Here is a 26,737-nt window from a genome sequence, read left to right as displayed (position 1 = left end):
TCAGGCAAACCTGCACTCAAGCGTTATCTCAGCCCCCAGGGTGCGCCGACTCAACCAACGCCTGAGCCGCTGCTGCACCAATGGCAATTCACCGTCCAGCCCAGGCTCCAGATAGACCACCACAGTCAACACGTTTTGCTTTTCATCCAAACGCCACAGGTGCATGGACTCGACTCTGGCCACTTCGGGCCTGGCGGCCAATTGCTCCTGCAGCAGCTCCGGAGCCAAGCCGGCCGGTGCCTGCTGCATTAGAATGCGCCCGGATTCCACCAGTAACAGTGCACCGTGGTAGATCACATAAGCTGAGATCAACACAGTAACCAGGAGATCGACCCAATACCATTGGTAGAGGATGATAAGCCCGCCGGCCACCAGTACGGCCACAGACGCCATGGCATCCGACACATTGTGAATAAAGGCGGCGCGGATGTTCATATTGTCCTTGGCACCGGCGCTGTGAGTCAGCATGGCGGTGCCAATATCGATAATCAAAGCCAGTCCCGCCAACCAGAACACCAGCATGCCATCCACAGGTTGCGGACTCCAGAAGCGCTGCAAGGCCTCATAGATAAGGTACACCCCCACCAACAGCAAGGTTGCCGCATTGATAAAGGTGCCCAGTACTTCGGCGCGTTTATAACCGTAGCTCATACCGGGGTGACTGGCTTTCTGGCCTATTTTGCGGGCGATCAAGGCAATCAATATCGCGATGGCGTCACTGAAATTATGCAGCGCGTCGGCAATCAGCGACAAACTGCCGGCCAGAATACCGCCAAACAGCTGCGCCAGAGTGAGTAACATATTGATGATCACAGCCAGTCCCAAGCGGCGACTGCCGAGATCCGGGCCATGTTTGTGGGGGTGGCCGCTGCTCTCCAACTCCAGCGGCTGCCAATCTTGAGAAGATTTCTGCATAGCATGTTTCCTTATAAAAGGGGGCATCCCTGCCCAGGCCCAGCCGCAAAGCGGCAGGCCTTATGACGCAGGCCAGGTAGGCAGTCCGGCCATGATCCAAAGCGGCTCTCATCTTCCACTTTGGGGCGTCACACTCCAATCAGTACAATGCTTCTCTATCGGAGCAATTCTGCTGTTATTCCAAGGCTTCCAGCTCCTTGTCGCTCTTGAGATACAGGGCTCGATACAGGGTTGGTAATACCAGCAGGGTCAATGCGGTTGAGCTCAGCAGGCCGCCTATCACCACCACGGCCAACGGCTTTTGGATCTCACTGCCGGCACCGGTTGACATCAAGATGGGGATAAGCCCCAGCGCCGAAGTCAGCGCCGTCATCAACACAGGTCGCAGACGGCCGACCGTACCTTCATACACTGCCTGCTCCAATGACTCACCGCTGTTGCGGCGCTGGTTGATTGAGTCCACCAGCACCACCCCATTGAGCACCGCCACCCCAAACAGAGTGATAAAGCCGATGGAGCTGGGCACAGATAGATAGGTACCGCTGAGCCAAAGCGCCAACACGCCGCCAATCAGCGCCAGTGGCACATTGGCCATGATTAGCGCCACCTGCTTGATGGAGCCGAAGGAGAAGTAAAGCAGCAAGGCAATAAGCGCCACAGAAATGGGCACCACCAGGATCAGTCTTTGCTGAGCCCGCTGCTGATTCTCATATTGGCCGCCCACCATCACGGTATAGCCGGGCGGCAGTTGGGCCTCGGGCACCAGGTTGTAGATATCCTGCACCACGGAACCCATGTCCCGGCCGGAGACGTTGGCCTGCACCACCACACGCCGCTGCACATCGTCACGGCGGATATTGGGCGGCGCCATCTCTATGCTGACATCGGCCACTTCACCCAAACGCACCTGAGCCCCATTGGCGGCCACCAGACGCAGATCGGCTATCGCATCCGGGCTCTGGCGGAAACGGCTGGCCAGACGCAGGTTGATATCGTAACGGGCGTTGCCGTCGATAACCTGGCCGGCGCTGCTGCCGCCTATGCCTGTGCTCACCAGCGACATCACCTCATCGACGCTGATGCCGTAACGTCCCAGCATCGCGTTTTTCGGCCGTACCACCAATTGCGCCTCGCCGGTGATCTGCTCAAGAGACACATCCACGGCACCGGGCACCTGGGCCACCAGTTTCGACAGTTGTTCGCCTTTTTCCGCCAGCACATCGAGATCCGGACCAAACAGCTTGATGGCCAACTGCGCCTTGACCCCGGACAGGAGTTCATCAACCCGGGTAGCGATTGGTTGGGAAAAGGTCAGCAACAACCCGGGGAAGACACTGAGTTTCTGCTCCATCAGGCGTTGCAGTTCGGCGCGACTATTTGCAGAAGTCCACTGTTCCAGCGGTTTGAGACCGATATAGATTTCAATATTACTCACAGGCTCAGGATCGCCGCCCAGCTCAGGTGCCCCTATGCGTGACAGGGCATACTCCACCTCGGGAAACTCCAGCAGCAGGGCCTCAAGTTTGGGCGCCACATCCAGTGAAGTATCCAAACTCGCAGTGGGTGCCAGGGTGACCCGCAAGTTGATGGTGCCCTCTTCCAGTTCAGGCACAAATTCCGTGCCCAACCTCGGCAACAGCGACAGGCTCATACCCAGCATGACTACCGCCACCAGCCCCACCTTGCCAGGCGCGGTCAACACCTTTTGCAGTAGCGGACGGTACACCCGCTCAAGCGGTGCCAACACTGGACTTTGACGGAAAGTCACCCCCTTGCGGAACAGATAAACGGCCATTGCAGGCACCACCAGCAGTGCCACCAACAGCGCCGAGATCATCGCGAGGATGATGCTCACCGCCATCGGCTGAAACAGCTTGCCTTCGACCCCTTGCAGGGCAAACAGCGGCGCAAACACCACTATAATGATCGCCGTGGCAAAGAACACCGGGCTGCACACCTCTTTGGCGGCCTGCCATACCCGCATGGCAATCGAGCCTCTGTGTTGGTCTTCGTCGGCATGGTAGGGATCGTCTTCGCAGTCGCTGCGCTGCCGAGCCTGGTCCTGATGGCGCCTATCCGGCTCACTCAGATGTTTGAAGATGTTCTCCACCATCACCACAGAGCCATCCACCAGCATACCTATGGCGATCGCCAAACCACCGAGCGACATCAGGTTGGCCGACATTCCCAGATAGCTCATCACCAGCAATGCCAGCAAAATGGAGACAGGAATCGACAGCAGAACCAGCAAGGTAGCCCGTACGTTGACCAGAAACAGTGCCAGGATCACCACGATAAACATAAAGGCCAGCAACAGGGCATCACGCACTGTGGTCACCGCCTTGTTCACCAGATCGGCCTGATCGTAGTACACTTCGAAGGTGACCCCCTCGGGCAGCGCCTGGCTTATCAGCTGCTCGCGGGCAGCAATTTCATCAATGGTGGCCTTGGTGTTGGCGCCCATCCTCTTGAGCACCACCCCGGCAACCACTTCGCCCAAGGCCTTGGCTTCGCCATTGTCGTCCCGACGGGTCATGGTGACGGCGCCGACCCGGATTTCACTGCCAAAATCCACTTCGGCCAAATCGGAGACAGTGACCGGTGTGCCCTGGTATTCGCTCACCGGAATGCGGCCTATGGCATCCAGCCCGGCTTGGCCCGCAGGCAACAGACCATAGCCGCGCACCACGAGTTGCTCCTGACCATTGGGCATAAACCAACCGCCGGCATTGCGGTTATTGGCATTCAGCGCCTGCTCCAGCTGTGACATAGACAAACCGTAAGCCAGCAGTCGATTGGGATCGACCCTGACCTGATACTGACGCACTTCGCCACCGAAAGAGAGCACATCGGTCACGCCGCCAACCGGCATCAGCAGCAGCTTCACCAGATAGTCATTGAGACTGCGCAGCTCATCGGCGCCGATATTACTGTCCGGCTCGGCCCGCAGTATGTACTGATAAATCTGCCCAAGGCCCGAGGTGTTGGGACCGATTTCCGGCACCCCGACTCCGTCCGGGATCATCTCTTTGGCGGCGGCCAGTTGTTCAAACACCTGCTGGCGGGCAAAATAGATGTCCGTGCCTTCCTCGAACACCACTGTCACTATGGACAGGCCGGTGCGGGAGAGTGAACGAACTTCTGTCACCGCGGGCAGTGAGTACATGCTGGACTCCACCGGATAAGAGATGAGTTTTTCCACCTCTTCGGCCGCCAGCCCCTCGGCTTCGGTATTGACAGTGACCTGCACATTGGTCACATCGGGAAAGGCATCAAGATTAAGCTTTGGCAGGGAAAACACACCCACTACCAGGACGACAATCAAGGCCAGCAACACCAGAAAGCGGTTGCGGATCGCCCAATCTATTAACGATTGCAGCATAATGCTGTCCTCAATGGTTGTGGATATCGAAGCCGGCCTTGGCCAGCTCGGATGCCAGGAAGAAAGCCCCGGCGGTAACGACCCGGGTTCCGGGCTCTATGCCGGATACCAGGTTCATGCCGCGCTCGCTGGCCAGCAGTTGCACCTCTTTGGCCTCGAAACCGTCATCATCTTCGATGAACACCTGCCAGTCGCCGTCGCTACTGCGACTGAGCGCCGCATCCGGCAGCATCACACCTTCACCGCGGGGATCGGGCAAAAACAGTTCGGCAAACTGACCTGCGTGCCAACGTACCTGGGTGTTATCCAGTCGCGCCAGCACCCGCTCGGTGCGGGTCACGCTGGACAACTCATGGGAGCGGCCTATCACACTGGCACTGACACTGCGATCGCCAATCCGCACCAGGGTTTCGCTGCCTTCACTCAGGCTTTCGGCCTGCGATGGGGTTAGCTCGGCGGCCACCCACAGTGAGCGCTCATCGGTCAGCTGCAGCAGTTGGCTGCCGGCACCGAGCAACTGCCCGAGGCGCGCCTCATCCTGCTGCACCCGACCATCTATGGGCGCCAGCAGTTGATACAGGCCTATTCCCTGCGGCCGGCTTTCCAGCGCCTTGATCTGTTGATCTGTCATCTGCAGCGACTTGAGAATGGCGCGTTTTAAACTGGCATCGACCTGAGTCTGCAGCCTGCGACTGGCACTGACGGCACTCTCGCTCATGCGGCTGACCCGGCTCCACTCGGCGGCGGCATTGATATAGTCAGCCTGGGCCTGGGCCACGGCGGCGCCACCCAAGGTCAGCAGAGGATCGCCCGCTTTTACCTCTTGTCCCGGCACTACATGCCGCTCCAGCACTCGCACTTCCAGCTGCGGCGCCAGCACCACAGTGCGCTCGCGATCCACCAGCAAGGTGGCATTGGCGAAAGCATTGAGGCTAAAGCCACCGGCGCTGACCACCTGGGTCTGGACGCCGGCCAGTTGGCGCTGCTCACTTGAGAGCTGCAGCGCCTGATGTTCATCTTCATGTCCTTCTTCGGCGGCGATAGTCAAGGGGCTGGACAGCCCTAACATCAGCGCCAGTAAAGCGGCCTGCAGCCGTGGGTATTGTAGAGTCTTGTTCATTGTCCGGTACCTTAGTGTGTATGGGGCTGTCATTGGGCGTTCTCCTGGGATACGGCTATTTCCGGCAGCGCGCCGGGCAGTTGCCCCGAAGCTCCCATCCACTCGAGCCAGCTTTGGTAGAGGGCGGCTTCCAGTTCGAGACCGGCCTGAAAGCTGCTGGCCAACTGTCGCCGGCTGGTCAAATAGTCGCTGGTGCTGAGATCGCCGCTGCGCCAGCGTTGCCCCAAAAGCTCGGCCGCCTTGCGACCGGCCACCAAGGCCTGCTGTTGCCAGTCGAGCCAGCTCTGCTTCAATCTGGGTAAGCTGTAGTTGAACTGTTGTTGTTGCTGTTTGAGCGCCATCTCAATGCTTTGGTATTGCGCCTTGGCGGCGGTGACCGCCTCCATTGCCGCCTTAATCGACTCGCTGTAGTCGTTGCGCAGATGCAGCGGCACAGAGACGCCAATCCCCAGCTTGTTGTCGGAGCCTTCCCTCTCGGCGTTGAGGCTGAAATTGGGGTCGGCCGCCGCCTGGGCCTTGGCTTGATTGACTTGCAGCCGCGCCAACTCCAGTTGTAATCCGGCGCTGGTCAGCGCCGGCACGGGCGCCTCAGTCGCGGGCAATTCGAGACGGCCGGCGAAACTGCCAAAGGGAAGCTCTGCCCGGCCAAAACGCGCCAGAATGCGGGTATCGGCATCCAGCAGCGCCTTCTGGGCCAAGGCCAGATCACTGATGGCACTGGCTTGTTCCAACTCCATCAGATTCAATTCCGCTTGGGACAAATCACCGACCTCGGCCCTTTGCCTGGCTATCTGCAACTGTTGCTCACCATAGTTTTGCTGCGCCCGCACGAACATCAGTTTCTTCTGTGCCAGGCTCTGATCGACCAGGGCCTGCAACACCTCGGCATACAAGCGGGAGCGCTCGAGAGTGATATCACTCTCCAAGCGCATCAACTCCGTAAGCGCCAATGCGCTGGCGGCTGCGCGCTTGTCGCCCCAGTCAATGGTTTGGCTAATGGACAGGCTGTAGGTGTCATCCTCTGGGGCATTGAGATAACTCAAGCCCAACTCGGGGTTGTAGATGGCGCGATCGGCGCCCTTGGCCAGATATTGAGCCTCACGGATCCTGGCTTCCTGAGCCTGAAACTCGGGTAAGGTGAGGATCTGTTGTTTGAGCTCGCCAAACCAGGCCAGTGAGGGTTCGGTCCCCGACTTGACCTGGGCTACAAGAGAGGTGTTATCCGGTTTTTCTCCGGCAAGGGCGGGCTGATAGGTTAGCGCTCCCACGCCCAATAGACTCATAGAGACTATAAATTTCAACATAAACTTTCCTTGGAAAGACATATTTGGCAGCAAGCCAATGGTGAACATTGGCCAAAGCATAAACCTTGGAGTTAAATCTAAAGTCAAGGGTTTACTTTGATAATTTCTGAGTTGATGCTGACCACAGTGCTGCACAACGCCTGCAAAGACGCATGACCAGGGTTGGTTGCAAGAGAGAACCGTTTCAGGCTCTGACGACAGCCAGCACAAGACAAACGCAATGGGACACAGGCAAGCTATGCCCGGGCTTCACACGCACTGATGATCAGAAAGATCAGGCTATTGGGGGGCGGTAATCCGGAGTGGAGAAATAGGGTTGAAAAGCGGGCTCCAGGCTCTGGGGCCTGGGGTGCATCAAGGGAGCCGGGCTCTGTGCCAGGGTAACCGGCAGTGACAGATGACCACCATGACACTGACAGTCGAGGCAGAGATCGAACTGTTGGGATTCAGTATGGGTCAGTTGATGACTGTGGCTGACAAAGGGAATATCGGCTTCCAAGGCTTCATCTGTGCCACAGGTACAATCCACACACTCGCTGATGACTGTGACTTCGGTGACAAATTTGAGATGAGGATGGTTGCTTTCTTCCTCGGCCGGATTGCCCAGATGCAACTGATGCGCGCCGAGATTAGCGGCGCAAAATTGCAGCACCACCAAGGCGATAAGCATATGAGTCAGTTTGCGGACAAATACAGTCAAGAATAATTCCGGTTAAGGGTAGAAAATGGCCCGTGCCCAAATAGACCTACAGGCCAAGATAAAGTTCAGTTATTTAAACACACAATGTTTGGCGTAATCGGCCGCTTCATTGGCGCTCCAATCACCTTTGGGCTTTTCATCCATCTGCTTACACCAGGCTTCACTGCCCACTTCAGGGGCACAAGCACTCAATCCAGCGGCAAAAGCCAGCGCCAGAGATGCAGCAAAAATTTTGGATAATGACATCGAAATTTCCTTATCTGAGTTACTTAATCGCCACAGAATAGCAGAATAACCGGCTTTACCCTATAGGAGGGTTCGGCAACTAGCAGGCCGAACGCTTGGCTATCCAACGAATAGCTTCATCCTTATGCTCCAGCGGATACCAGGCCAGTTCAGCGCTGACAAAGGGCCCCAGCAGGCGCACCGCATTGCCTACCCAGTCTGGGCCGCCGACAAATACCAAGGCATCGAAGGGGGGTAGTTGCACCTCACCGGCTCCCGAGAGTGATGCCATTTCCCAGCCTTCCAACAACACATCTGCCTCTATGTAGAGGCAGACCTGGCCCCACTCCTGGCGGTAGCTCTTGATGGCGGGACGCAGATAGGTGCGGTAATCCTCGGCTGTGATACGGCCGCTGGCAAACAAGCTGATCACGCCTTTGGCAATATCCGGAATTTGACACAACATAAGCAAAACTCCATTGAACCTTCGACACCTGCCAACGGCACGGCATCTGATGACTATGGGTTATCCCCTTATAGTAAGTTTAGCCTTACAAGACTTTCCGCCTCGTCGAGTAAGTAAACTCTCCCATGGGATGGTAATATAGCGACTGCCTCAGAAAACAGCTATTTTGCCATGATAAAGATCTCAAACCGTGTCCAAGTTTCAGAAAATGAAATCGAATGGCAATTTATCCGCTCCAGTGGTGCCGGGGGCCAGCACCTGAATAAGGTCTCCACTGCGGCCCAACTCATCTTCGACATCAAGGCCTCATCACTGCCGGATTTCTACAAGGAAAAGCTGCTGACCAAGGCGGATCATCGTATCAGCCAAAGCGGCAAGATCATTATCAAATGCCAGCAAAGCCGCAGCCAGGACGCCAACCGCCAGACTGCCCTGCAGCAGTTTATCGAGCTGGTCGCCTCAGTCGGCGAAGTGGCCAAGAGACGAATTCCCACCAAGGCCACCCGCGCCAGCCAAAGGCGCCGGGTTGACAGCAAGAAGCAACGCGGTGAAGTAAAATCGCTGCGGCAGAACAAGATCCGCTTCTGATAAGACCAGTCTCGCTGCGGGAATGGACAATAATTGCTGACAACAGGAAGGAATGTGCAGCGATTGTGCGGCTATTGGTCGACAAATTCGACAGCTTTTGCTGAAATCAGGGAGGCACAGATCCAGGTGCGAACTCTCCCTCAAGGCAAGGAAAACAATATGAGCAGTCAGGCAAAAATACTCTTGGTGAATGGCCCCAATCTTAACCTGCTTGGTCGCAGAGAGCCGGAACATTACGGTCATCGGACGCTGGAGCAGCTGGTGCAGGGACTGCAGGACAAGGCTCTTGTCGCCGGAGTGGAACTGGAACATATCCAGTCCAATGCCGAATACCAGCTCATAGAAGCTATCCACAACACAGATGCCGGATTTGTGATCATCAACCCGGCCGCCTTTACCCACACCAGCGTAGCACTCAGAGATGCCCTGCTGGGGGTCGCCATTCCTTTCATCGAAGTGCACCTTTCCAATGTGCATGCCAGAGAGCCGTTCCGCCATCACTCCTTTTTTTCCGACAAGGCCAAGGGAGTGATAGTAGGACTGGGGCCAAAGGGTTATGAGTTTGCCCTGGAAGCTGCCATAGAGGCACTCAAACAAGGCTGAGCAGAGGAAGGTCCGGTCACCCTTAAGTGCTGAGAATGACGATGGACATCCGCAAAATCAAAAAACTGATCGAATTGGTGCAGGAATCCGGCATCAATGAGCTGGAAATTACTGAAGGCCAGGAAGCCGTGCGTATCCGCCGTTTTGGTCCGCAACAACCCCAGGCCAGTTTCAGTATTGGTAATGACAGCGTGCAAGTACTGGCACCTGTGGCCGGTACCTTTTTGCGCAGCGCCGGCGACCATGGTGTCCCCTTGGTGGAGCTGGGCACAGAAGTTGAGCCGGGCACAGTACTGGGCTATGTGCAGGCGATGAAAGCCCTCAATCCGGTCAAGGCAGAACAGAGCGGCACGGTTAAAGCCATACTGGCTGAAAACGGTGAAGCGGTAGGACTACAGCAAACCCTGTTTGTATTGGACTAATTTCCCCCAATTTTGGCTTCACCCCATATTGCGGCTGAGTTGGCGCCGCTGCGTATACAAAGACTCCAACTGGCGACTGATACTCAGCAATTGCTGTCGCAGCAATTGCTGAGACTCGCTCAAAGCCTCGACGGACATCTCGGCCGCCAGTTTGGGGGCCAAATGCAGTATCTGCTGCTCGGCCTGAGTGATTGATTGTTGCTGTACTTCCTTGATAAACAAGAGCCTGAAGCAATCAAAAAATACTGCCAATAACGTCCCCTCATCTATCCTTGCCTGTCTGAAGACAGGGTCATCGGGACGGTAGCTGATGGCGGCAACCAGATTGCACAGGGTTGTCAGCGAAGTCGCACCACCGGATAAACCGCAAGCAGACTGATAGCTTGCTAGAGTGGCAGCCAAACGCTCGGCAAACTCGGCCTTCTGCCACTGGGCTGCTATTGCATGGATCACGCTCATATCCATCTCCTATAGGGATAAGTCACATAAAAACAGATAATTAAAGCGGTCACTCAAAGTGAGAATTTTCCCAATCGAAACTTTATATATCTCTTAACCGTAAATCAGTCGCATTTGCGTCAGTGAAATAAAGTATTTCCGCTGTCGGTATCAGCAAGCTGTTGAAACTTTGATTTAATCAATAAAATTCACTCATCATTTCACTGCACACAGAAATAGTTTAGAAATCCGCATCCAGAAACGGCATAGTCTTTGGTTAGTGTACAGAATACCTAAAAAGCATCAGGCAAATCTTATTGAGAACCAATTAATAAAACAGAGTAAATGTATAAATTTAGGTAACCTGCATTGGGTTATTATCTATTTTTCAATATCTTTTCCATTTAAGGTAAGTATCAACCTAGGCTGTTCACCCAAAAACTAATTAAGCCCTTCCAACTAAAATCGCTCATAAACCAATAGCACACAAAACCATATAAATCAGAGCTATAGATAAATCTCCGTGACATTTCACAGACACAGAACCAGGCCTGCCAAACTCTGCCCCAAGGACTCCAGCCTAGAAAGGCGTTCAGCTCAATAACAAGTTTGTTGGAATCCAGCTCTGTTTGATAATTGTTTGAGTGACAAATGTGACGATCATCACCAGAAAGAGTGCAGTGTTTTATATGCATATAAAGGTATGGGTATTCCTTTTGGATTAATGTATCCATGACGAATTAGAAAAGTATTTCAAGCAAGATTTAGGCTGGCCTTATTTCTATGCTGACGCATATAAATAAACGGGAGTACATATGATATCCACATTAAAAATATCAGCATTCATAGTGCCGATAATATTATTGTTCCCGGCTGTGAATGCTGCCCCCTGGGCTGATTTAAGCCAAACAGAACTGGAGCAACAACTGGAGCAAAAGTTCAGTGAAGGAAAGTATTCCCCCAAGGGTGCCGACTCCTGCTTGATGTGTCATAAGCGGGATCAGAAAGTCATGGCCCTGTTTCAGGGGGTTCATGGCGCTCTGGACAACAGCCGCTCCCCCATGGCCGGATTACAGTGTGAAGCCTGTCATGGTCCCATGGGCAAACATAACCGTGGCGGTAAAGAGCCGATGATAAGCTTCGGCGCGGGTTCAAAACTGTCGAGTGATAGCCAAAACAGTGTTTGCCTTGGCTGCCACAATGACCCCAAACAGATGGCTTGGCACAACAGCTTGCATAACCTGGAGCAGGTGGCCTGCGCCGATTGTCATCAGGTGCATGCGGCCGAGGATCCCATGCTCAACCCTCTGCGGATCAACGAGGCCTGTACCAGTTGTCACACCCGTGCCAAGGCCGATATGAACAAGCGCTCAGCCCACCCTCTCAAGTGGGATCGTATGACCTGTATCGATTGCCACAACCCTCATGGTTCCCTGACTGAAAGCGCGCTGAAACAAACCAGCCTCAATACAACTTGTTATGAATGCCATGCCGACAAGCGTGGGCCAGTGCTGTGGGAGCATGCCCCAGTGGTGGAAAACTGTGCCAACTGCCACAAGGCTCACGGCAGTGTTAACGAATCCTTGCTCAAAGCCCGGGTACCACAGTTATGTCAGCAATGTCACGCCGACGATGGTCATGCAGCAAGGGCGGTGGCTCAGGGTGGCAACAGCGCCTTTGGGGCCGGCAAGAGCTGTTTGAACTGCCACAGCCAAATCCATGGTTCCAATCACCCGGCCGGCAGTTTGCTGTCCCGTTAAGCAGGAGTGTTGAAGATGAGATTTCCTTTGAATCTGTTGACCATGGCTCTGCTGGGGCTCTCAGGCTCAGCGATGGCTGCCGACTTCAGTGTCAACCGCGCCAATACCGACAAGGTCAATACCTCAGGTTTCCAATGTCGCCAGTGTCAGTTGGCTCCCGGCTTAAGCGGTGAAGTGACTGCCAATGCCGGGTACAACGACAGTGATGATATCCATAGTGGAAATGCCTTGGGAGATGGCCGAGACGGCATGATAGCCAGTGTCGATGCCGAACTCGGTTACCGCAGCCAAGGAGGCTATCGCAGCCAGCTTAGGGCCCATGATTTGGGGTTGGATAACGGCTTCGTCAGTCTCAGAACCGGTCGCCCAGGTCAGTATCAACTGGCGTTGGATTACCGCAATCTGACGCGCTTTGAAAACAGTGATGCAGCGACTCGGCTGTGGCACGACAAGGGGCTGCTGCAACCCAGCCCCAATCTACGTTATCTGGATCTTGAGCTGGAGCGGCAACAGACCGGCATAGGGCTGAGCTATGACTTCGGCGCCTTGGCATCACTCGGCGACTTGAGCAGCTATGTGCGTTATGACAGAGAGGAAAAGCAAGGCCACCGCAGTGCCAGCCTGATAACACCAAGGCCGGTCAACTTTGCCTTGCCTGTAGATGAGAGCAATGACAAGTTGCGGGCAGGTTTACAGCTCAGTGGCCACAACTGGTTTACTGAACTGGCCTATCAAGGAAGCCAATACAACAATGATATCAACAACCTGAGTCTGCCTTATGCCGCAGACCTCTACAGCGCTACGCCGGACAACCAGGCGCACCAACTGACCTTGAACGGTCAGTACCGCCTGGCCAGCACGATTTTCAGTGGTCGGATAGTCGCCGGGAGAATGCTGCAGGATGAAGGACTGATCCAGATGACGGGAAATCCTCTGCAGAGCTGGGATGGTCAGGTCAATACCACAGACGCCAACCTGGCCGTCAGTACCGCGGTGAATAGCCGTCTACGCCTGGGCGGACAACTGGATTACCGCAAACGTGACAACGACTCCAGTGTGGCTGAATTTGTCCAGCTTGAACTCAATCCCGTCAGTGGCGCCATACGACAAAACCCACTGTTGGATATTGAGCGCCAGAGTGCCCGGCTCAATGCCAGTTATCGCCTGGCGCCCGGCTATCGCCTGCAAGGTGGATATGAATTCAAGCAGGTAGAGCGCAGCTATGGCGAGCGGGAAGAAACCCGCGACCATAACCTGTGGGCCAAGCTGGGAATGCAGTTGGTTTCACCGCTGCGGCTGGATCTCAAGGCCAGTTATGGCGACCGCGGTGGCAGTCGTTATCAAGCCGGCGAGCTGACATCCAGTGAAACCAATAGCCTGTTGCGTAAGTACCACCTGGCGGATCGGCGGCGGACAGCCATGGAAATGGGGCTGCAGTATACGCCGCTGAACTGGATGACCCTGGATTTCAACAGCCACTATGCCCTGGATGACTACCGGGACACTGTGATTGGATTGACCGAATCCCGTGACTATGGATACGACCTGAATCTGTCTTTGCAATTGAGTGAACGCTTGAGCGCCTACGGTACGGCCGGTCAACAGTGGATCAGTTCCCAACAAAACGGGGATCAGTTAACGCCATGGCACAGTGACATCAAGGATAACTTTATTTCCCTCGGGGCCGGCATGGCCTACAGCGGTTTGCTGGATGAACGCTTGACCTTGGGGGCTGATTATCTATTTGCCAACTCTGAGGGTAACACTCTGACAGAAGGCGGGGCCTATGACGACTACTACAGCTTTAACCACAGCGTAGAACTCTACGGCCGCTACCACCTGAACGACGCCATGGCACTGAAACTTACCTATAGATATGAACGCTATTTCGACACAGATGGTAACGAGGTCGGGATAGACGCAGTGACGGGTTTAACGACTCTGGGGGTGCTCAACCATAACTACAACGCCCATCAGCTGATGTTGTCCTTCAGCTACCTGCTGCCTTGAGCAAGGCTTACATTGTGAGGATAAAAAATGGAACGTAGAAACTTTTTGAAGATGAGTGCTGCTCTTGGCGCTGCAGCCACGGTATCCGGCTGTGATTCCAGCTCTAAGGACGCTAACGTGGTGCCTCCCAAGCCTCCGGTAACTGACGAACAACTGAATTGGTCGGCATGCCTGGTGAACTGTGGCTCCAACTGTCCGGTCAAGGTATTCAGCCGTGATGGGGTCATCACCCGCGTTGAATCAGATCATGAAACCACTGATGAATACGGCGTCAACCATCAGATCCGTTGCTGCCCCCGTGGCCGTTCACTGCGTCAACGCACCTATGCAACAGATAGATTGCGCCAACCCATGAAACGGGTCGGTGAACGCGGCGAAGGTAAGTTTGTCCCTATCACCTGGGAAGAAGCCTATGCCGAGATAGGCTCAAAACTGCAACAAATAGCCCAAGACCAAAGCAAGGGGCCCGAGTCTATCTACATGCACTATGGCACCGGCGCTTACTATGGTTTTGCTGCCAATACCAAAACCTGGGGACGGTTGCTGAACTTGAATGGTGGCTTCCTGGACCACCATTGGGACTATTCCTGGGCCGGCGTTTATGCCGCCTGTATTGCAACCTATGGCGATCAGTGGGATAGCATTGGCGGCACTTCGCTGGATCAAATTGCCAACTCGGATCTGTTTGTGGGTTTTGGCTTCAACCCCAATGAAATCCGTATGAGCGGCAGCGGCGAAGGCTATGATTTTATCAAGTCTCTGGCGGCCAATACCAAGGGCATCAAAGTTTGGATGGTCGAGCCTCGCTACACAGACTCAATGCGCGGTAACGAGGATCACTGGCTTCCCATCAGACCCGGCACAGATGCCGCACTGATTGAAGCCATCATTCATGAAATGATCACCTCAGGGTTTGTCACTCGCGAGGTAAAAGGCTTCCTGGATAAATATGTGGTGGGATTCGACCAACAGTCCCTGGAAAATGCTAAGGCCGCAGTCGCCCTCAACAGCGACGCCTTCATTGCCTCCCATGCCCAATACATAGATCCGGCAGAGAACTACCACGATTACATCATGGGCGTAGGTAAATTTGCCGCCGATGGTGCCCACAACACCCAGTGGGCCGCCGAAATATGTGGTGTGCCGGAACATAAAATCAAAGCCTTGGCCACAGATATCATGAACGCCAGCGCCCCCTATATCAGCGCCGGTGCAGGTATCAGCCGCCATGCCAACGGCGATCAAGCCACCCGCGCCGTGTACACCCTGGCAATCATGACGGGCAAACTGGGCCGCGAAGGGGTTAACAACGGAGCCATGCCCACCAGCTACAGTTTTGCTGTGCCGGCAATGCCTACCGGCACTAACCCGGTTGAAGTCACTATTCCGGTATTTACCTGGTCCGATGCCATAGTTCGCGGCCAGGAGTTTACCGGCAGCAAAGATGGTGTGCGTATCGCCGGCAGCAGCAACGAGCTGGTGGATCACAATGCCACCACGCTGAAAACCGGCATCAAGGCCATTATCAACTGCGCCGGTAATGCCCTGGTTAACCAACACTCTGACAGCAACGGTACTGCGGCTATTTTGAAGGATGAAAATCTGTGTGAGTTAATCGTGGTCTGCGATTGCTGGATGACACCATCAGCCAAGTTTGCCGACTATCTGTTGCCGGACAGCACCTGGCTTGAATCCAACGACTTTGCCAACGACAGCTATGCTTCGGGTCAGATGGCCTACGCCACCTTTATGAGCAGCGCCTTGAAACCTTTGGGCCAGGCTCAATCCATGTATGAAATCTGCAGCGGTATCGCCCGCGCCATGGGTAAAGAAGCCGCCTATACCGAGGGTCGCACAGGCGAGCAGTGGTGTGAGCACCTTTATACCCAGACCAAAGCAATGCATCCGGACATCAATTGGCCCGATACTTATGCAGAAGCGCAAAAGGCCGGGGTATTCCGTAAATACATGCCATCGTCGACCATTGCCATGCAGGCCTTTGTGGCCGACCCGGTTGCCAATGCCAGACCAACCATCTCAGGCAAGATCGAGCTGTACTCCATCTCTCTGGCCCGCAAGGCAGCCACCTGGACACTGCGCCCGGGAGATCAAATCACGGCATTACCCAAATATGTTGTGACCTGGGACGGATATCAGGATCAGGAAACGATTGATAAAGGCTTTAATCTGCAATTGTGTGGCTACCATACCAAGGGTCGCACCCACTCCAGTTACCACAATGTGCCCTGGCTGCGCGAAGCGGTGGAAGACGCACTGTGGATGAACCCAACTGACGCTGCTGAACATGGTATTGCCGACGGAGACATAGTCTGGGCCTATAACGAACGAGGCACCATTGAAGTACCGGTGAAAGTGACCCCCAGGGTCATACCCGGTGTTTGTTCCCTGGGACAGGGTGCTTGGTACAAGCCGGATCCGGCAATGAGTACCGGGCCTTCCGGACATACTGTCGATCTGGGCGGTTGCATCAACACTTTGACCAAGTATCACCCGTCACCCATTACCAAGGGTAACCCTCAACACACCAACCGTGTTGCTGTTATCAAGAAAAGATAATAGAGGATCAAAAAATGACTCAGCAAACTCAATATGGATTCTACTTTGACAGCAGCAAGTGCACAGGTTGCAAGACTTGTCATATTGCTTGTAAAGACCGCATGGTTGGCCTGTTACGCTCAAAAGACAACGTCAGGGAACTGGGGGTGGCCGCCTTGCCCGGAGTGATTTGGCGACGGGTGTATGAATACGGCGGTGGCAGTTGGAATCAAAACGGTGACGGAAGCTATGAACAGGACGTATTTGCCCACTACGCCTCCATAGGCTGCAACCATTGCAGCGAGCCTGTCTGTGTTAAGGCCTGCCCCACAGGTGCCATGCATAAACAGCAAGACAAGGGTTTGGTATTGGTCGAGGAATCTTTGTGTATAGGCTGTCAATCCTGCGCCCGAGCTTGCCCTTATGATGCCCCGCAATTGGATACTCAGCGCAAGATCATGACCAAATGCGATGGTTGCCAGGATAGGTTGCAGGAGGGGAAGAAGCCTATTTGTGTTGATGCCTGCCCACTCAGGGCCTTGGATTTCGACACCATGGATAATCTACGGGCCAAATACGGCGATGGCGATGGCCATTTTGCCCCGCTGCCATCACAATCCATCACCTCACCCAACCTGATAGTCAAAGCGCCACGAAATGCCCGCAGCAATGGGCAGATCCTGAATATCAGGGAAGTGTAACCCTCAAGAGAGCAGCCTTGGCTGCTCTCCCTCTTTGGAGTTTTATGGCTATCTCAACCGATACACTTCTCTGTTTGCAGAGTATCGCCAACGTATTGCATAAGGTGTTGTTGGATCTGCCCACGGCAGAGCTGGTTGAACACTTTACGCTGAGCGATATCGCCACGCAGTGGCCCAGGCTGACTCACAGCCAACGCGAATCTTTGGCTTTGAACAAGTTGAGCGACTATCTCAAGCACTGGGATGGAAGCCGTGAGCAACTGATTGCACTGCAATTGGATTATGGCCAGTTATTCAACGGCCCCGGGACTCCGGTTGCGCCGCCCTGGGGCTCGGTTTATCAGTCTGCTTCAGGTTTGTTGAATGGCTCTTCCACCCTGGATTTACTGAATTTTTATCAACAGCATGGGTTGCAGATCCATTTCGATCGCAACGAGCCGGTCGACCATCTGGGACTGATCTGCGTTGTCATCGCCTACCTGCTGGACAAAATGGCAACAGATAATCGAGAACAGTATTCACCAATATTGCAAAGGCTATTGACTGACCATGTCCAACCTTGGGTGCAACGCTGCCTGTCACTGGCGGAAGAACATGCTCAAACAGGCTATTATCTAGGTTTATCACTATTGGCCAGCGAGTATTTTCGTTATCTGCAAGCCGTGAGTAATGAACTCGATGATAGCGACGCCTGAAATCAATATGTTAAATATGGATATAAGTAGATATATAGAAAACATAATGGCATAAGTTAACCTGTTTTTACGGATCGACACCACATTTGTCCAACTGAAGCCATGTTACAATTCTTACAAATGTTATATTTTGGGTGCGAATAATGTTGACTGCAATCTCACTTGGAGCAGATGAAAAAAAGAAATCGACGCTGTTCTTTCCCGGCGGAGTTAATGATCGCATTGCCGAATTTTTCTATGCCAATGGCGCACCACAGAAATTAAAAAAAGGTGAGCAGTTAAATAAAAATCTATTATTGAACAACTTTATCTATCTCGAAAGCGGTCTGATTTTCTACTCCAAAAGAACCAATGACTTTACCCGGCCAAAATTTTTAAATGCCATATTCCCAGGGCGACTGACCGACTATCATCTGTTGCTGGATGAGGGCTGCACTTGTTGTAAGAATATTCTTGCTGCCAGAGACAGCAAAATCATCACTATAGATAAGAAACTGATAAAAAAGCTGGTGACAGAAGATATCGACCTGTTTATGCAGTTCATGTATGACGCCGCCTATTATACAGAACGCCAGACCGGATTGGCCATTTTCTTGCTGACCTCATCACCGGAAGACAAACTGATCAAGTTCTTATTTGATATATTGGTTGTACTTCAAGTTCCCTTTGATAAACATTGGTTAACCATAGATCTTAAATTAACCCGTGACGAAATTGCCGACATATTGCATATCAGTACTATTAAGTTGGACCTCATGTTTGGTCAATTAAAGAAGCAAGACTTGCTTAAACGGGTCAGTAATAAACTATGCGTTAATATCGATATTTTCAGCGACTTATCCCCCTGCCCATTGGGTAGGGAAGATGCCAGAGGCTGTCAGTCGAACAATATGCAAAAGTTCAAGCCGCAAAATATGATAAGTACCAACAATAGATATTAATCTGTTGCCCCATACCGCCATATGATTCATGGCAGATAATAATCTATATTGCATGAAAGCAACTTGGTTTCGAACTTAATTCATAGCCCCATGAGGAATATTCAGGACGGGGTAAAGGCAACAAAAAAGGCGTCCCATGGACGCCTTTTCGATTGGTTGCAGTGGCAATTACTTTTTGCCCAGCATACCGAAACGCTTGTTGAACTTGTCGATACGACCACCGGTATCAACAACTTTCTGAGTACCAGTGTAGAAAGGGTGACATGCACCGCAAACGTCCAAGTGCAGAGCTTTGCCCGCAGTAGAGTTTACTTTGATGACGTTGCCACAAGTACAAGTTGCAGTGATTTCTGCGTATTCAGGATGGATACCTGGTTTCATTGGGGTTACCTCAAGTTAAGGCCATGTCGCTCTTCCAACCCGAAGTCGGACACCACATGCGGTTAATATCAAAAGTTCAGGGCGCAGAATAGTACAGTATCTACCCAGCGCTGACAAGTAGGCGACTACATCTGCTCGAACTTTTCTTTGGCGGCCGTCTTATCTCCATAGGACTCCAGCAAACTACTACTGGGGCAGTGCAACTTGGCATCACTGCGAAGGTTGCGAATATCACCGCGACTGAAGGCCTTGGGATTGGCATCAAAAATGGCCAGCATGGCGCCATAGACGTGGGTATGGCTGCTCTCGGCATAACGGCTGGCCACCCGCCAGAGGGTTTCAGTACCATCGAAATCCAGCATGCATCCCGGCTCACGACTAGCAATTGGCAGAGTCTTCACCTGAGGGCCCGGCGCTGCAACGGTTTGAGACGCCGAGAGCACACCAGGGCTTTGTTGAGGCTCGCCATCGGGTTGGCCGGCGACTTCTTTAACTCTTTGAGCTTGAACGGCTGGCGGTGGCACGACTTTGCTTGATACTGCTGTGGCTGGTACAGCTCTGGCCTCTATCGTTTTGTTTTCTATGGCCTTGTTTTCTATAGCTTGGGTTGACACGGCAACCTGCGGTGACTCAGTCGGTATCTGCTCGGCAAAGACTCTTGCCCGGTTGGAGCGCAGCGCCACAGGCACTGAGGTATCGAATAAGGGTAAGCGTTTGAGTTCATGCCAACGATTGATTCGGTATTCCCGCACCAACAATTCGGCCTGCTTGTCGGTCACTTCATCTATCCCCAGCAGCAGCACCATGTAACGGTTGATGGGTTGCACCATGAGTTTTTCCGCCGCACCTTGCTGCCTGACAATAAACTCAAGCCGGGTCATATCCTCACTGTCGGCCACCACATTGACCTTGATCAGCGGCAGATGCCCGAGTTCAAACATTCTTTGATTGATACTGACATGGGCGGTTTCTGCTCTGGCAACAGACGTTAGCAACATGAGTACAAGCATCAGTAAACCCGCTCTCATCCATATCCTCTCTAATTTGATTTGTAGTTACCCAGTTTAGGTTATCCGGCTTAGGCTCTCTGACTTAGGTTATCTGGCTTGGGTTCTCTGGTTTGGATTCGTTAAGTCAGCACGTTCAAGCTGCGGTTTTTGCAGCTTTTTGTTTCCGGGACTGGTTCTCTCATTCTAGCCTGAGTAAACTGACGGGCAACATGTGCCGTGATTATTTGCGAAAACTCTGACTATGCCGCAGTTTGTAGAAGTTGCCCTTCCCGTTCCCATGCGGCAGAACTTCAGTTACCTGATGCCCAAAGCTTGCCCCTGGCCACTCGAGCCGGGAATGCGGGTGCGCGTGCCCTTTGGCCGCCAGCAACTCATAGGCCTGGTGACAGGCCTGAGTGATGAGTGCGAACTCGAGCCCAAACAACTCAAGCCGGTATATCAAGTGCTGGACAGCGCGCCATTGCTGCCATCTGCGCTGTACCAACTGACCCTCTGGGCCGCCAGATACTATTTCTGCAGCCAGGGGCAGATGTTGACCCAGGCCTTGCCGGTGGCGCTGCGCAAGGGTGCCGATGCCGCGCCGGAGAAAATCAGTTATCTGTGTCTGACCAGGGCGGGCCAGGAGGCCACGCTGGAGTCGCTGAAACGCGCTCCCGCCCAACGCAAACTGCTGCAACAACTCAAACAGGGGGAACTGACCACTGAAGAGGTCAATGCGCTGGAGCTGAGCAAGAGTGCCATCAAGGGGCTGCTGGACAAGGGCTGGGCCGAGCAACGAGAGCGGTCAGTCAGCGCCAATCTTGAATGGCGGCAAAAGCTAGAGCTGGGGGAAGAACCTCACAGACTCAACCCAGAGCAAGCCGTGGCGGTCGCCAGCCTCAATGCCCAGAGCGGCTATCAGTGCAGCTTGCTTGAAGGGATCACGGGCTCAGGCAAGACAGAGGTCTATCTGGCGGTACTGGAAACCATACTCAAGGCTGGCAAGCAGGCGCTGATCCTGGTGCCGGAAATCGGCCTGACGCCGCAAACCATCAACAGATTCAAACGCAGATTCAAAGTCACGGTTGCCGTGATCCATTCCGGCCTGACCGACAAGCAGCGCCTCGACGCCTGGCGCCTGGCCCGCAGCGGCGAGGCAGCTATCATAATCGGCACCCGCTCGGCGTTGTTCACTCCCATGGCCTGGCCCGGGATCATCATTCTCGATGAGGAACACGACAGCAGTTTCAAACAGCAGGAAGGCGTGGGTTATCACGCCCGGGATCTGGCCGTCATGCGCGGCCATCTGGAGCAGGTTCCTGTACTGCTGGGCAGCGCGACGCCGTCGCTGGAGAGCCTGCAAAACGCCCTCAGCGGCCGCTATCAGCATCTGCAATTGGGAGAGCGTGCCGGCAATGCCCTCAAGGTGCGTCAAGGACTGATAGATATCCGCAACCAACCCCTGCAGGCGGGCATGTCACAACCGCTGCTGAACGAGATGCGCCTGCATCTGCAGGCCGGCAACCAGGTGTTGCTGTTTCTCAATCGCCGCGGCTTTGCCCCTGCCCTGCTGTGCCACGAATGTGGCCATCTGCACGAGTGCGATCGCTGTGATGCGTTTTTCACCCTGCACCAATCCCTCGGCGAAATTCGCTGCCACCACTGCGGCAACCAGTATGCAATTCCACGCCAGTGCCACAACTGCGGCAGCACCATGTTGCAGGGTCAGGGTATAGGCACGGAGCAATTGGAGGCGGCGCTCAGCAAGGAGTTTCCCGAGTATCCCGTGGTGCGAATCGACCGGGATACCACCAGCCGCAAAGGCTCGCTGGAACAGCACTTAAGCGCCATTCATCGCGGCGAATACAAGATATTGGTGGGCACCCAGATGCTGGCCAAGGGACATCACTTTCCCGATGTCACCCTAGTGGGGCTACTCGATGTAGATGGCGCCCTGTTCAGCGCGGACTTTCGGGCCCCTGAGCGCTTCGGCCAGCTCTATACCCAGGTGGCCGGTCGCGCCGGTCGCGCCAGCAAGCCGGGCACTGTGCTGCTACAGACCCATCAGAGCGACAACCCTTTGCTCAGGGATCTTATGCACAGAGGCTATGGCGAGTTTGCCCGCAGCCAGCTCAATGAACGCCAGCAGGCACTGTTACCACCGGCCTGGCATATGGTACTGATCCGCGCCGAATCCCACCGCGCCGAGGATGCCGATGCCTTTCTGGCAGCCTTCGCCGCCATGTTACCCATGGACAAGGATTTTGAAGTGATAGGCCCGCTGCCGGCGCCGCTGGATCGCAAGGCCGGCAAGTATCGGCGCCAGTTGTTGGCTCAGGCCAAAGACAGACGCAGGCTGCAACAGGTGTTTGAACAGCTGTTGCCCCAGGCCGAACAGCTGCCCGAGGCCAAGCGCTGCCGCTGGAGTCTGGATCGAGATCCTCAGGATCTGCTGTAATTGATAAGAGTCAGCAGGATCTGCTGTAACTCCCTTGAACGGCTTTAATCCGACTCAGAATTGACCGTGAGGCCCCTGTTTATCCTGCGGCTTGCGCAGCAGCTTATAGGTCAGCCAACTGCCGAGCGCCAGCACCAGAGTAATCACCGGCGCCGCCATCAACGCCATGGTCAACAGCTTGCTGATCCGCTCCGGCAGAAACGGCATCATATAGCCCAGCGATACCAACAGCCCCACCCAGAAGAAGGCACTCAGAGCCGCAAAAAAATAGAAGGTCTTGATACAGGCCATGCGCACGCCCATCACCAAAGGCAGCAGCGAACGCACCAGCGGCAGGAAACGGGCACAGAAAAGCGCCACCAGCCCATGACGCCCAAGGAGTTTATCCACTGCCGCCAGGCTGTCAGGCGGCACCTTGTAGACCCAGCCCTGCACCCTGGGCAGACGATTGAGCAGCCGCCCCTGAACAAATGCCAAATAGCTGCCGCCTGCGGCCGCCACAAACAGCAACAGATACACCAGCAAGGGGTTAAGGATCCCCATGGCCGCCAGGGTACCTGAAAGAATGACCACACTGTCGCAAGGCAAGGGGGCCGCCGGCAGCAAGGCGCTCTCCAGAAAGATAAAGCTGAAGATGCAAACATAGATACTCAGGGCGATACCCGGAGCATGCAGCGCGGTAAAATCCTGCTGCCAAATAGCCTGTAACACTGTGGTGATGGAGTCCAGCATCTTTATCTCCATTAAAACTATCGGCACGCGCCGATGGGGAAATCTTGGATCCGAGAAGGATCGGAGAGACATCATACTCCCCCAAAATGAAGATCAGCGATTCTTAAACAAAGATTCATCCATAATAGTGATCTTAAAAGGCCCCCGGCTGCGGCAAACCCAGGCAACAACAAAATTTGCTGATAAAACCGTACAGGTGATAGCAATGTTACCGCCGAAAGCGCTAGAATGTGCGGTTATTCCCCTTTTAACCTTTATCAGTCAGTGTCGATAAAACGCCAATGAAATCACATATCCAATCTTTGCTTGAACAGACAGTAGCCACTTTGAAACAACAGGGGCTGATCCCCGAAGAGACTGCGCCAAGGATTCAGGTAGACCGAACCAAGGATAAGAGTCACGGCGATCTGGCCACCAACCTGGCCATGATGCTGACCAAAGCTGCCGGCAAACCACCTCGGGAACTGGCACAACTGATCATCGACAATCTGCCGGCCTCCAGCCATGTGGCCAAGGTAGAGATAGCCGGCCCCGGCTTTATCAACTTCTTTATTGATGACAATGCCCTGGCCAAACAGCTGCAGGCGGCACTGGCCGACGAGCATCTGGGTATAAACCTGCCCAAGTCGCAGACCGTGGTAGTGGACTACTCTTCCCCTAACCTCGCCAAAGAGATGCATGTGGGCCACCTGCGCTCCACCATCATTGGCGACAGCGTTGTGCGGGCGCTGGAGTTTCTCGGTCACAAGGTGATCCGCCAAAACCACGTCGGCGATTGGGGTACCCAGTTCGGCATGTTGCTGGCCTATATGGAAGAGCTGCGGGCACAAAATGGTGAAAACGCCAACCTGGAGCTGTCGGATCTGGAAAGCTTCTATCGCGCTGCCAAACTGCGTTTCGACGAGTCGGCCGAATTTGCCACCCGCGCCCGTCAACTGGTGGTCGAGCTGCAATCCGGTGACGAGTACTGCAACAAGCTGTGGCGTGAATTCAACGATATCTCTCTGAGCCACTGCCATGAAGTGTATCAGCGCCTGGGCGTCAGCCTGACCCGCGCCGATGTCCATGGTGAAAGCGCTTACAACGACGATCTGGAACAGGTGGTCAAAGATCTGGATGCCCAAGGCTTGCTGTCTGAAAGTAACGGCGCCAAGGTGGTATTCCAGGAAGAATTCCGTAACAAAGACGGTGAAGCACTGCCGGTGATCATTCAGAAGGCCGATGGCGGCTATCTCTATGCCACCACAGACCTGGCGGCCATGCGCTATCGCTCGGGTACCCTGCATGCCGATCGCGCCCTCTACTTCGTGGATCTGCGCCAGGCACTGCATTTCCAGCAAGTGTTCAGCCTGGCCCGCACCGCAGGTTTTGTGCGCCCGGAAATGACACTGGAACACATGGGCTTTGGCACCATGAACGGTGAAGACGGCCGCCCATTCAAGACCCGCAGCGGCGGCGTGGTGAAACTGGTTGACCTGCTCGATGAAGCCAATGTCAGGGCGCTGGAGCTGGTACGCAGCAAGAACCCCGACATGGACGAAGACACCCTGGCCGAAATCGCCCGGGTAGTGGGCATCGCCTCGGTGAAATACGCCGATCTGTCGAAGAACCGCGCCAGCGACTATATCTTCAGCTTCGATCAGATGCTGAGCTTTGAAGGCAACACAGCGCCATACTTGCTGTACGCCTACACCCGGGTTGCCGGGATCTTCAAGCGGGCCGAAGGTGTGGATCTGAGCAATGCCGTTATCGCTCTGGAACACGACAAGGAAAAAGAGCTGGGCAACAAGCTGGCCCAATTCGGTGAAATCCTTGCCCGTATGGTCAACAAGGGCCAACCCCATGTGCTTTGTGGTTATCTGTTTGAACTGGCCGGCGCCTTCTCCAGCTTCTACGAAGCCTGCCCTGTGCTGGCGGCCGATAACGAAACCCAGAAGCACAGCCGTCTGCTGCTGTCTCAGTTGACTGCCAAAACCCTTAAGCAGGGCCTGTCACTGCTGGGTATCGAGACCCTGGAGCGCATGTAATCCATGGGACGCGATTACGCCAATAGCAAGCCCAAGCCCCGCAAGCCAGCCAAGCGGGGCACTCGCAAGCAGCCGCAGCCCAGGCAAGGCTTTCCTGTGCTGTTGCTTGTGGTGGTAGTGGCCGTGGTGGCCGGCTTTGGCTATTTCCTCTGGAGCCTGAAGAGCAGCGCTCCCGAGGCCGAAGTGGTTCAACCTCAGCCACAGACTAAGCCTGTGCCCCAGAAGAAAGACCCCAACGCCCTGCCGCCCAAGCCCAAAGAGGAGTGGACCTACCTCAAGGAGCTGGAAAACAAGCAGGTAGAAGTGGATCTGCCGGAAGAGAGCAACAAGCCATCTCGCCCTTATCAGATGCAGTGCGGTTCCTTCCGGGTGCAGTCCCAGGCCGACGAGATGAAAGCCGTGATCGCCTTCCAGGGGCTAGAAGCCCAGGTGCGCAAGGTGCAAGGCACCAGCGGTGTCTGGTACAAGGTGGTACTCGGCCCCTATGACAGCAAGCGCGATGCCGAGCGGCAGCGCCACGTGCTGCAAAGAGCCGGACTCAACGGCTGTATGATCTGGTTCTGGGAAGATTAAACTCCCCTCCTCAATTTAAAGGCTGCAAACAATGAGATTTGCAGCCTTTTTGTTTTTCAGCACGAAAGCCTCTGCCGGGCACTTGATATTCCCGCCCCCAACCCCATATAGAAAACTATCACCTCATTAGTTGGCCTTGCTGTGCCCCAATGGGCCGTTTCATGCAGCAGACCCTGGGGATTTGACCCATTACGGACGCGCCGTCCGCCCGAGAAGAGGATCTATCGTGACCACTATCGTATCTGTACGCCGTAATAATCAGGTTGTTGTCGCCGGCGACGGCCAAGTGTCTCTGGGCAACACTGTGATGAAAGGCAATGCCCGCAAAGTACGCCGCCTGTACCACAATAAGGTACTGGCCGGTTTTGCCGGTGGCACCGCCGATGCCTTTACCCTGTTTGAACGCTTCGAGGCCAAACTGGAGATGCATCAAGGGCATTTGATGAAGTCGGCGGTCGAACTGGCCAAAGACTGGCGCAGCGACAGAGCCTTGAGAAAACTCGAAGCCATGTTGGTAGTGGCCGATCATGAAAGCTCACTGATCATCACAGGTAACGGCGATGTGGTGCAGCCGGAGCATGATCTTATCGCCATAGGCTCTGGTGGCAACTATGCCCAGGCCGCGGCGTTGGCGCTGCTGGAAAACACCGAACTGGGTGCCCGTGATATTGCCGAGAAGTCGCTGACCATAGCCGGTGATATCTGCGTATTTACCAACCAGTTCAAGACTATAGAAGAACTGAATTACTGA

The 26,737-nt window shown here is 54.4% G+C and carries 24 protein-coding genes; 13 read left to right on the top strand and 11 right to left on the bottom strand.

Going from position 1 to position 26,737, the window contains the following annotated elements; translation table 11 throughout:
* The 7 genes from ACWAU4_RS02545 to ACWAU4_RS02515 all read right to left on the bottom strand — a co-directional run bounded on the left by ACWAU4_RS02545 (position 1) and on the right by ACWAU4_RS02515 (position 8,112).
* A complete protein-coding gene (locus ACWAU4_RS02545) occupies positions 1-915 on the bottom strand; it encodes a cation diffusion facilitator family transporter (RefSeq protein WP_051546800.1) in 915 nt (304 codons plus the stop codon).
* A 175-nt stretch (positions 916-1,090) separates the two neighbouring features.
* Entirely contained in the window at positions 1,091-4,297 is a 3,207-nt protein-coding gene (locus tag ACWAU4_RS02540; protein WP_335918290.1) for an efflux RND transporter permease subunit, read from the bottom strand.
* A 10-nt stretch (positions 4,298-4,307) separates the two neighbouring features.
* Complete coding sequence (locus tag ACWAU4_RS02535; protein ID WP_335918348.1) at positions 4,308-5,366, bottom strand: efflux RND transporter periplasmic adaptor subunit; 1,059 nt, start codon at positions 5,364-5,366, stop codon at positions 4,308-4,310.
* Between the two features lie 80 nt (positions 5,367-5,446).
* On the bottom strand, positions 5,447-6,721 hold the full coding sequence (locus ACWAU4_RS02530) for a TolC family protein (RefSeq protein ID WP_107352335.1): 1,275 nt from the start codon (positions 6,719-6,721) through the stop codon (positions 5,447-5,449).
* Between the two features lie 274 nt (positions 6,722-6,995).
* Positions 6,996-7,391 carry a hypothetical protein gene (locus ACWAU4_RS02525; RefSeq protein WP_418352024.1) on the bottom strand — a complete coding sequence of 132 codons (396 nt, stop codon included), beginning with the start codon at positions 7,389-7,391 and terminating at the stop codon, positions 6,996-6,998.
* Positions 7,392-7,490: 99 nt separating this feature from the next.
* Complete coding sequence (locus ACWAU4_RS02520; protein WP_039034819.1) at positions 7,491-7,667, bottom strand: DUF3012 domain-containing protein; 177 nt, start codon at positions 7,665-7,667, stop codon at positions 7,491-7,493.
* A 79-nt stretch (positions 7,668-7,746) separates the two neighbouring features.
* Positions 7,747-8,112 carry a SpoIIAA family protein gene (locus ACWAU4_RS02515; RefSeq protein WP_025009267.1) on the bottom strand — a complete coding sequence of 122 codons (366 nt, stop codon included), beginning with the start codon at positions 8,110-8,112 and terminating at the stop codon, positions 7,747-7,749.
* Positions 8,113-8,283: 171 nt separating this feature from the next.
* Between ACWAU4_RS02515 and arfB the strand changes: the two genes are divergently transcribed.
* From arfB to ACWAU4_RS02500, 3 genes are all read left to right on the top strand, one after another.
* On the top strand, positions 8,284-8,700 hold the full coding sequence (gene arfB, locus ACWAU4_RS02510; RefSeq protein WP_045283197.1) for an alternative ribosome rescue aminoacyl-tRNA hydrolase ArfB: 417 nt from the start codon (positions 8,284-8,286) through the stop codon (positions 8,698-8,700).
* A 159-nt stretch (positions 8,701-8,859) separates the two neighbouring features.
* Positions 8,860-9,303 (top strand): type II 3-dehydroquinate dehydratase, encoded by a 444-nt coding sequence (gene aroQ / locus ACWAU4_RS02505; protein WP_107005453.1) that lies wholly within the window; start codon positions 8,860-8,862, stop codon positions 9,301-9,303.
* 41 nt (positions 9,304-9,344) lie between these two features.
* Positions 9,345-9,725, top strand: a complete 381-nt coding sequence (locus tag ACWAU4_RS02500) for an acetyl-CoA carboxylase biotin carboxyl carrier protein (RefSeq protein ID WP_025886813.1) — start codon at positions 9,345-9,347, stop codon at positions 9,723-9,725.
* A gap of 18 nt (positions 9,726-9,743) precedes the next feature.
* On the opposite strand, the gene ACWAU4_RS02495 is transcribed toward ACWAU4_RS02500, so the two are convergent.
* The gene (locus ACWAU4_RS02495; RefSeq protein WP_025009264.1) at positions 9,744-10,184 is read right to left on the bottom strand and encodes a hypothetical protein; all 441 of its coding nucleotides are present in this window, start codon (positions 10,182-10,184) and stop codon (positions 9,744-9,746) included.
* A gap of 794 nt (positions 10,185-10,978) precedes the next feature.
* Between ACWAU4_RS02495 and ACWAU4_RS02490 the strand changes: the two genes are divergently transcribed.
* From ACWAU4_RS02490 to ACWAU4_RS02465, 6 genes are all read left to right on the top strand, one after another.
* Positions 10,979-11,923, top strand: a complete 945-nt coding sequence (locus ACWAU4_RS02490; RefSeq protein ID WP_144220375.1) for a DmsE family decaheme c-type cytochrome — start codon at positions 10,979-10,981, stop codon at positions 11,921-11,923.
* A gap of 15 nt (positions 11,924-11,938) precedes the next feature.
* Positions 11,939-13,933: an MtrB/PioB family decaheme-associated outer membrane protein gene (locus ACWAU4_RS02485; RefSeq protein WP_345851830.1), complete on the top strand. Its 1,995-nt coding sequence runs from the start codon at positions 11,939-11,941 to the stop codon at positions 13,931-13,933.
* 27 nt (positions 13,934-13,960) lie between these two features.
* On the top strand, positions 13,961-16,510 hold the full coding sequence (locus ACWAU4_RS02480) for a DMSO/selenate family reductase complex A subunit (RefSeq protein WP_025886810.1): 2,550 nt from the start codon (positions 13,961-13,963) through the stop codon (positions 16,508-16,510).
* 14 nt (positions 16,511-16,524) lie between these two features.
* Positions 16,525-17,190 (top strand): DMSO/selenate family reductase complex B subunit, encoded by a 666-nt coding sequence (locus ACWAU4_RS02475; RefSeq protein WP_025009262.1) that lies wholly within the window; start codon positions 16,525-16,527, stop codon positions 17,188-17,190.
* 44 nt (positions 17,191-17,234) lie between these two features.
* Positions 17,235-17,885, top strand: a complete 651-nt coding sequence (locus tag ACWAU4_RS02470; RefSeq protein ID WP_045283199.1) for a TorD/DmsD family molecular chaperone — start codon at positions 17,235-17,237, stop codon at positions 17,883-17,885.
* Between the two features lie 143 nt (positions 17,886-18,028).
* Positions 18,029-18,826 carry a Crp/Fnr family transcriptional regulator gene (locus ACWAU4_RS02465; protein ID WP_025009260.1) on the top strand — a complete coding sequence of 266 codons (798 nt, stop codon included), beginning with the start codon at positions 18,029-18,031 and terminating at the stop codon, positions 18,824-18,826.
* A 168-nt stretch (positions 18,827-18,994) separates the two neighbouring features.
* Here the strand turns inward: ACWAU4_RS02465 and rpmE are convergent, their stop codons facing one another.
* Together rpmE and ACWAU4_RS02455 are read right to left on the bottom strand one after the other, a co-directional pair.
* Positions 18,995-19,207, bottom strand: coding sequence for a 50S ribosomal protein L31 (gene rpmE, locus ACWAU4_RS02460; protein ID WP_025009259.1), 213 nt, complete (start codon positions 19,205-19,207; stop codon positions 18,995-18,997).
* A gap of 125 nt (positions 19,208-19,332) precedes the next feature.
* Positions 19,333-20,217: a FimV/HubP family polar landmark protein gene (locus ACWAU4_RS02455; protein WP_454290444.1), complete on the bottom strand. Its 885-nt coding sequence runs from the start codon at positions 20,215-20,217 to the stop codon at positions 19,333-19,335.
* A 241-nt stretch (positions 20,218-20,458) separates the two neighbouring features.
* Here ACWAU4_RS02455 and priA point away from each other — a divergent pair, with 241 nt between their 5' ends.
* The gene (gene priA, locus ACWAU4_RS02450; protein ID WP_186265276.1) at positions 20,459-22,654 is read left to right on the top strand and encodes a primosomal protein N'; all 2,196 of its coding nucleotides are present in this window, start codon (positions 20,459-20,461) and stop codon (positions 22,652-22,654) included.
* 54 nt (positions 22,655-22,708) lie between these two features.
* On the opposite strand, the gene ACWAU4_RS02445 is transcribed toward priA, so the two are convergent.
* A complete protein-coding gene (locus tag ACWAU4_RS02445) occupies positions 22,709-23,386 on the bottom strand; it encodes a DedA family protein (RefSeq protein ID WP_025886808.1) in 678 nt (225 codons plus the stop codon).
* 281 nt (positions 23,387-23,667) lie between these two features.
* On the opposite strand from ACWAU4_RS02445, the gene argS reads away from it, so the two are divergent.
* The 3 genes from argS (at position 23,668) to hslV (ending at position 26,737) form a co-directional block, all read left to right on the top strand.
* The gene (argS, locus tag ACWAU4_RS02440; protein WP_454290443.1) at positions 23,668-25,413 is read left to right on the top strand and encodes an arginine--tRNA ligase; all 1,746 of its coding nucleotides are present in this window, start codon (positions 23,668-23,670) and stop codon (positions 25,411-25,413) included.
* Positions 25,414-25,416: 3 nt separating this feature from the next.
* On the top strand, positions 25,417-25,986 hold the full coding sequence (locus ACWAU4_RS02435; RefSeq protein ID WP_144159885.1) for an SPOR domain-containing protein: 570 nt from the start codon (positions 25,417-25,419) through the stop codon (positions 25,984-25,986).
* Positions 25,987-26,212: 226 nt separating this feature from the next.
* A complete protein-coding gene (gene hslV, locus ACWAU4_RS02430; protein WP_025009255.1) occupies positions 26,213-26,737 on the top strand; it encodes an ATP-dependent protease subunit HslV in 525 nt (174 codons plus the stop codon).

This window comes from Shewanella sp. FeAMO, assembly GCF_053653955.1.
The sequence above is the reverse complement of the archived record's forward strand: the minus strand, read 5'-3'. Positions and strand labels throughout refer to the sequence as shown.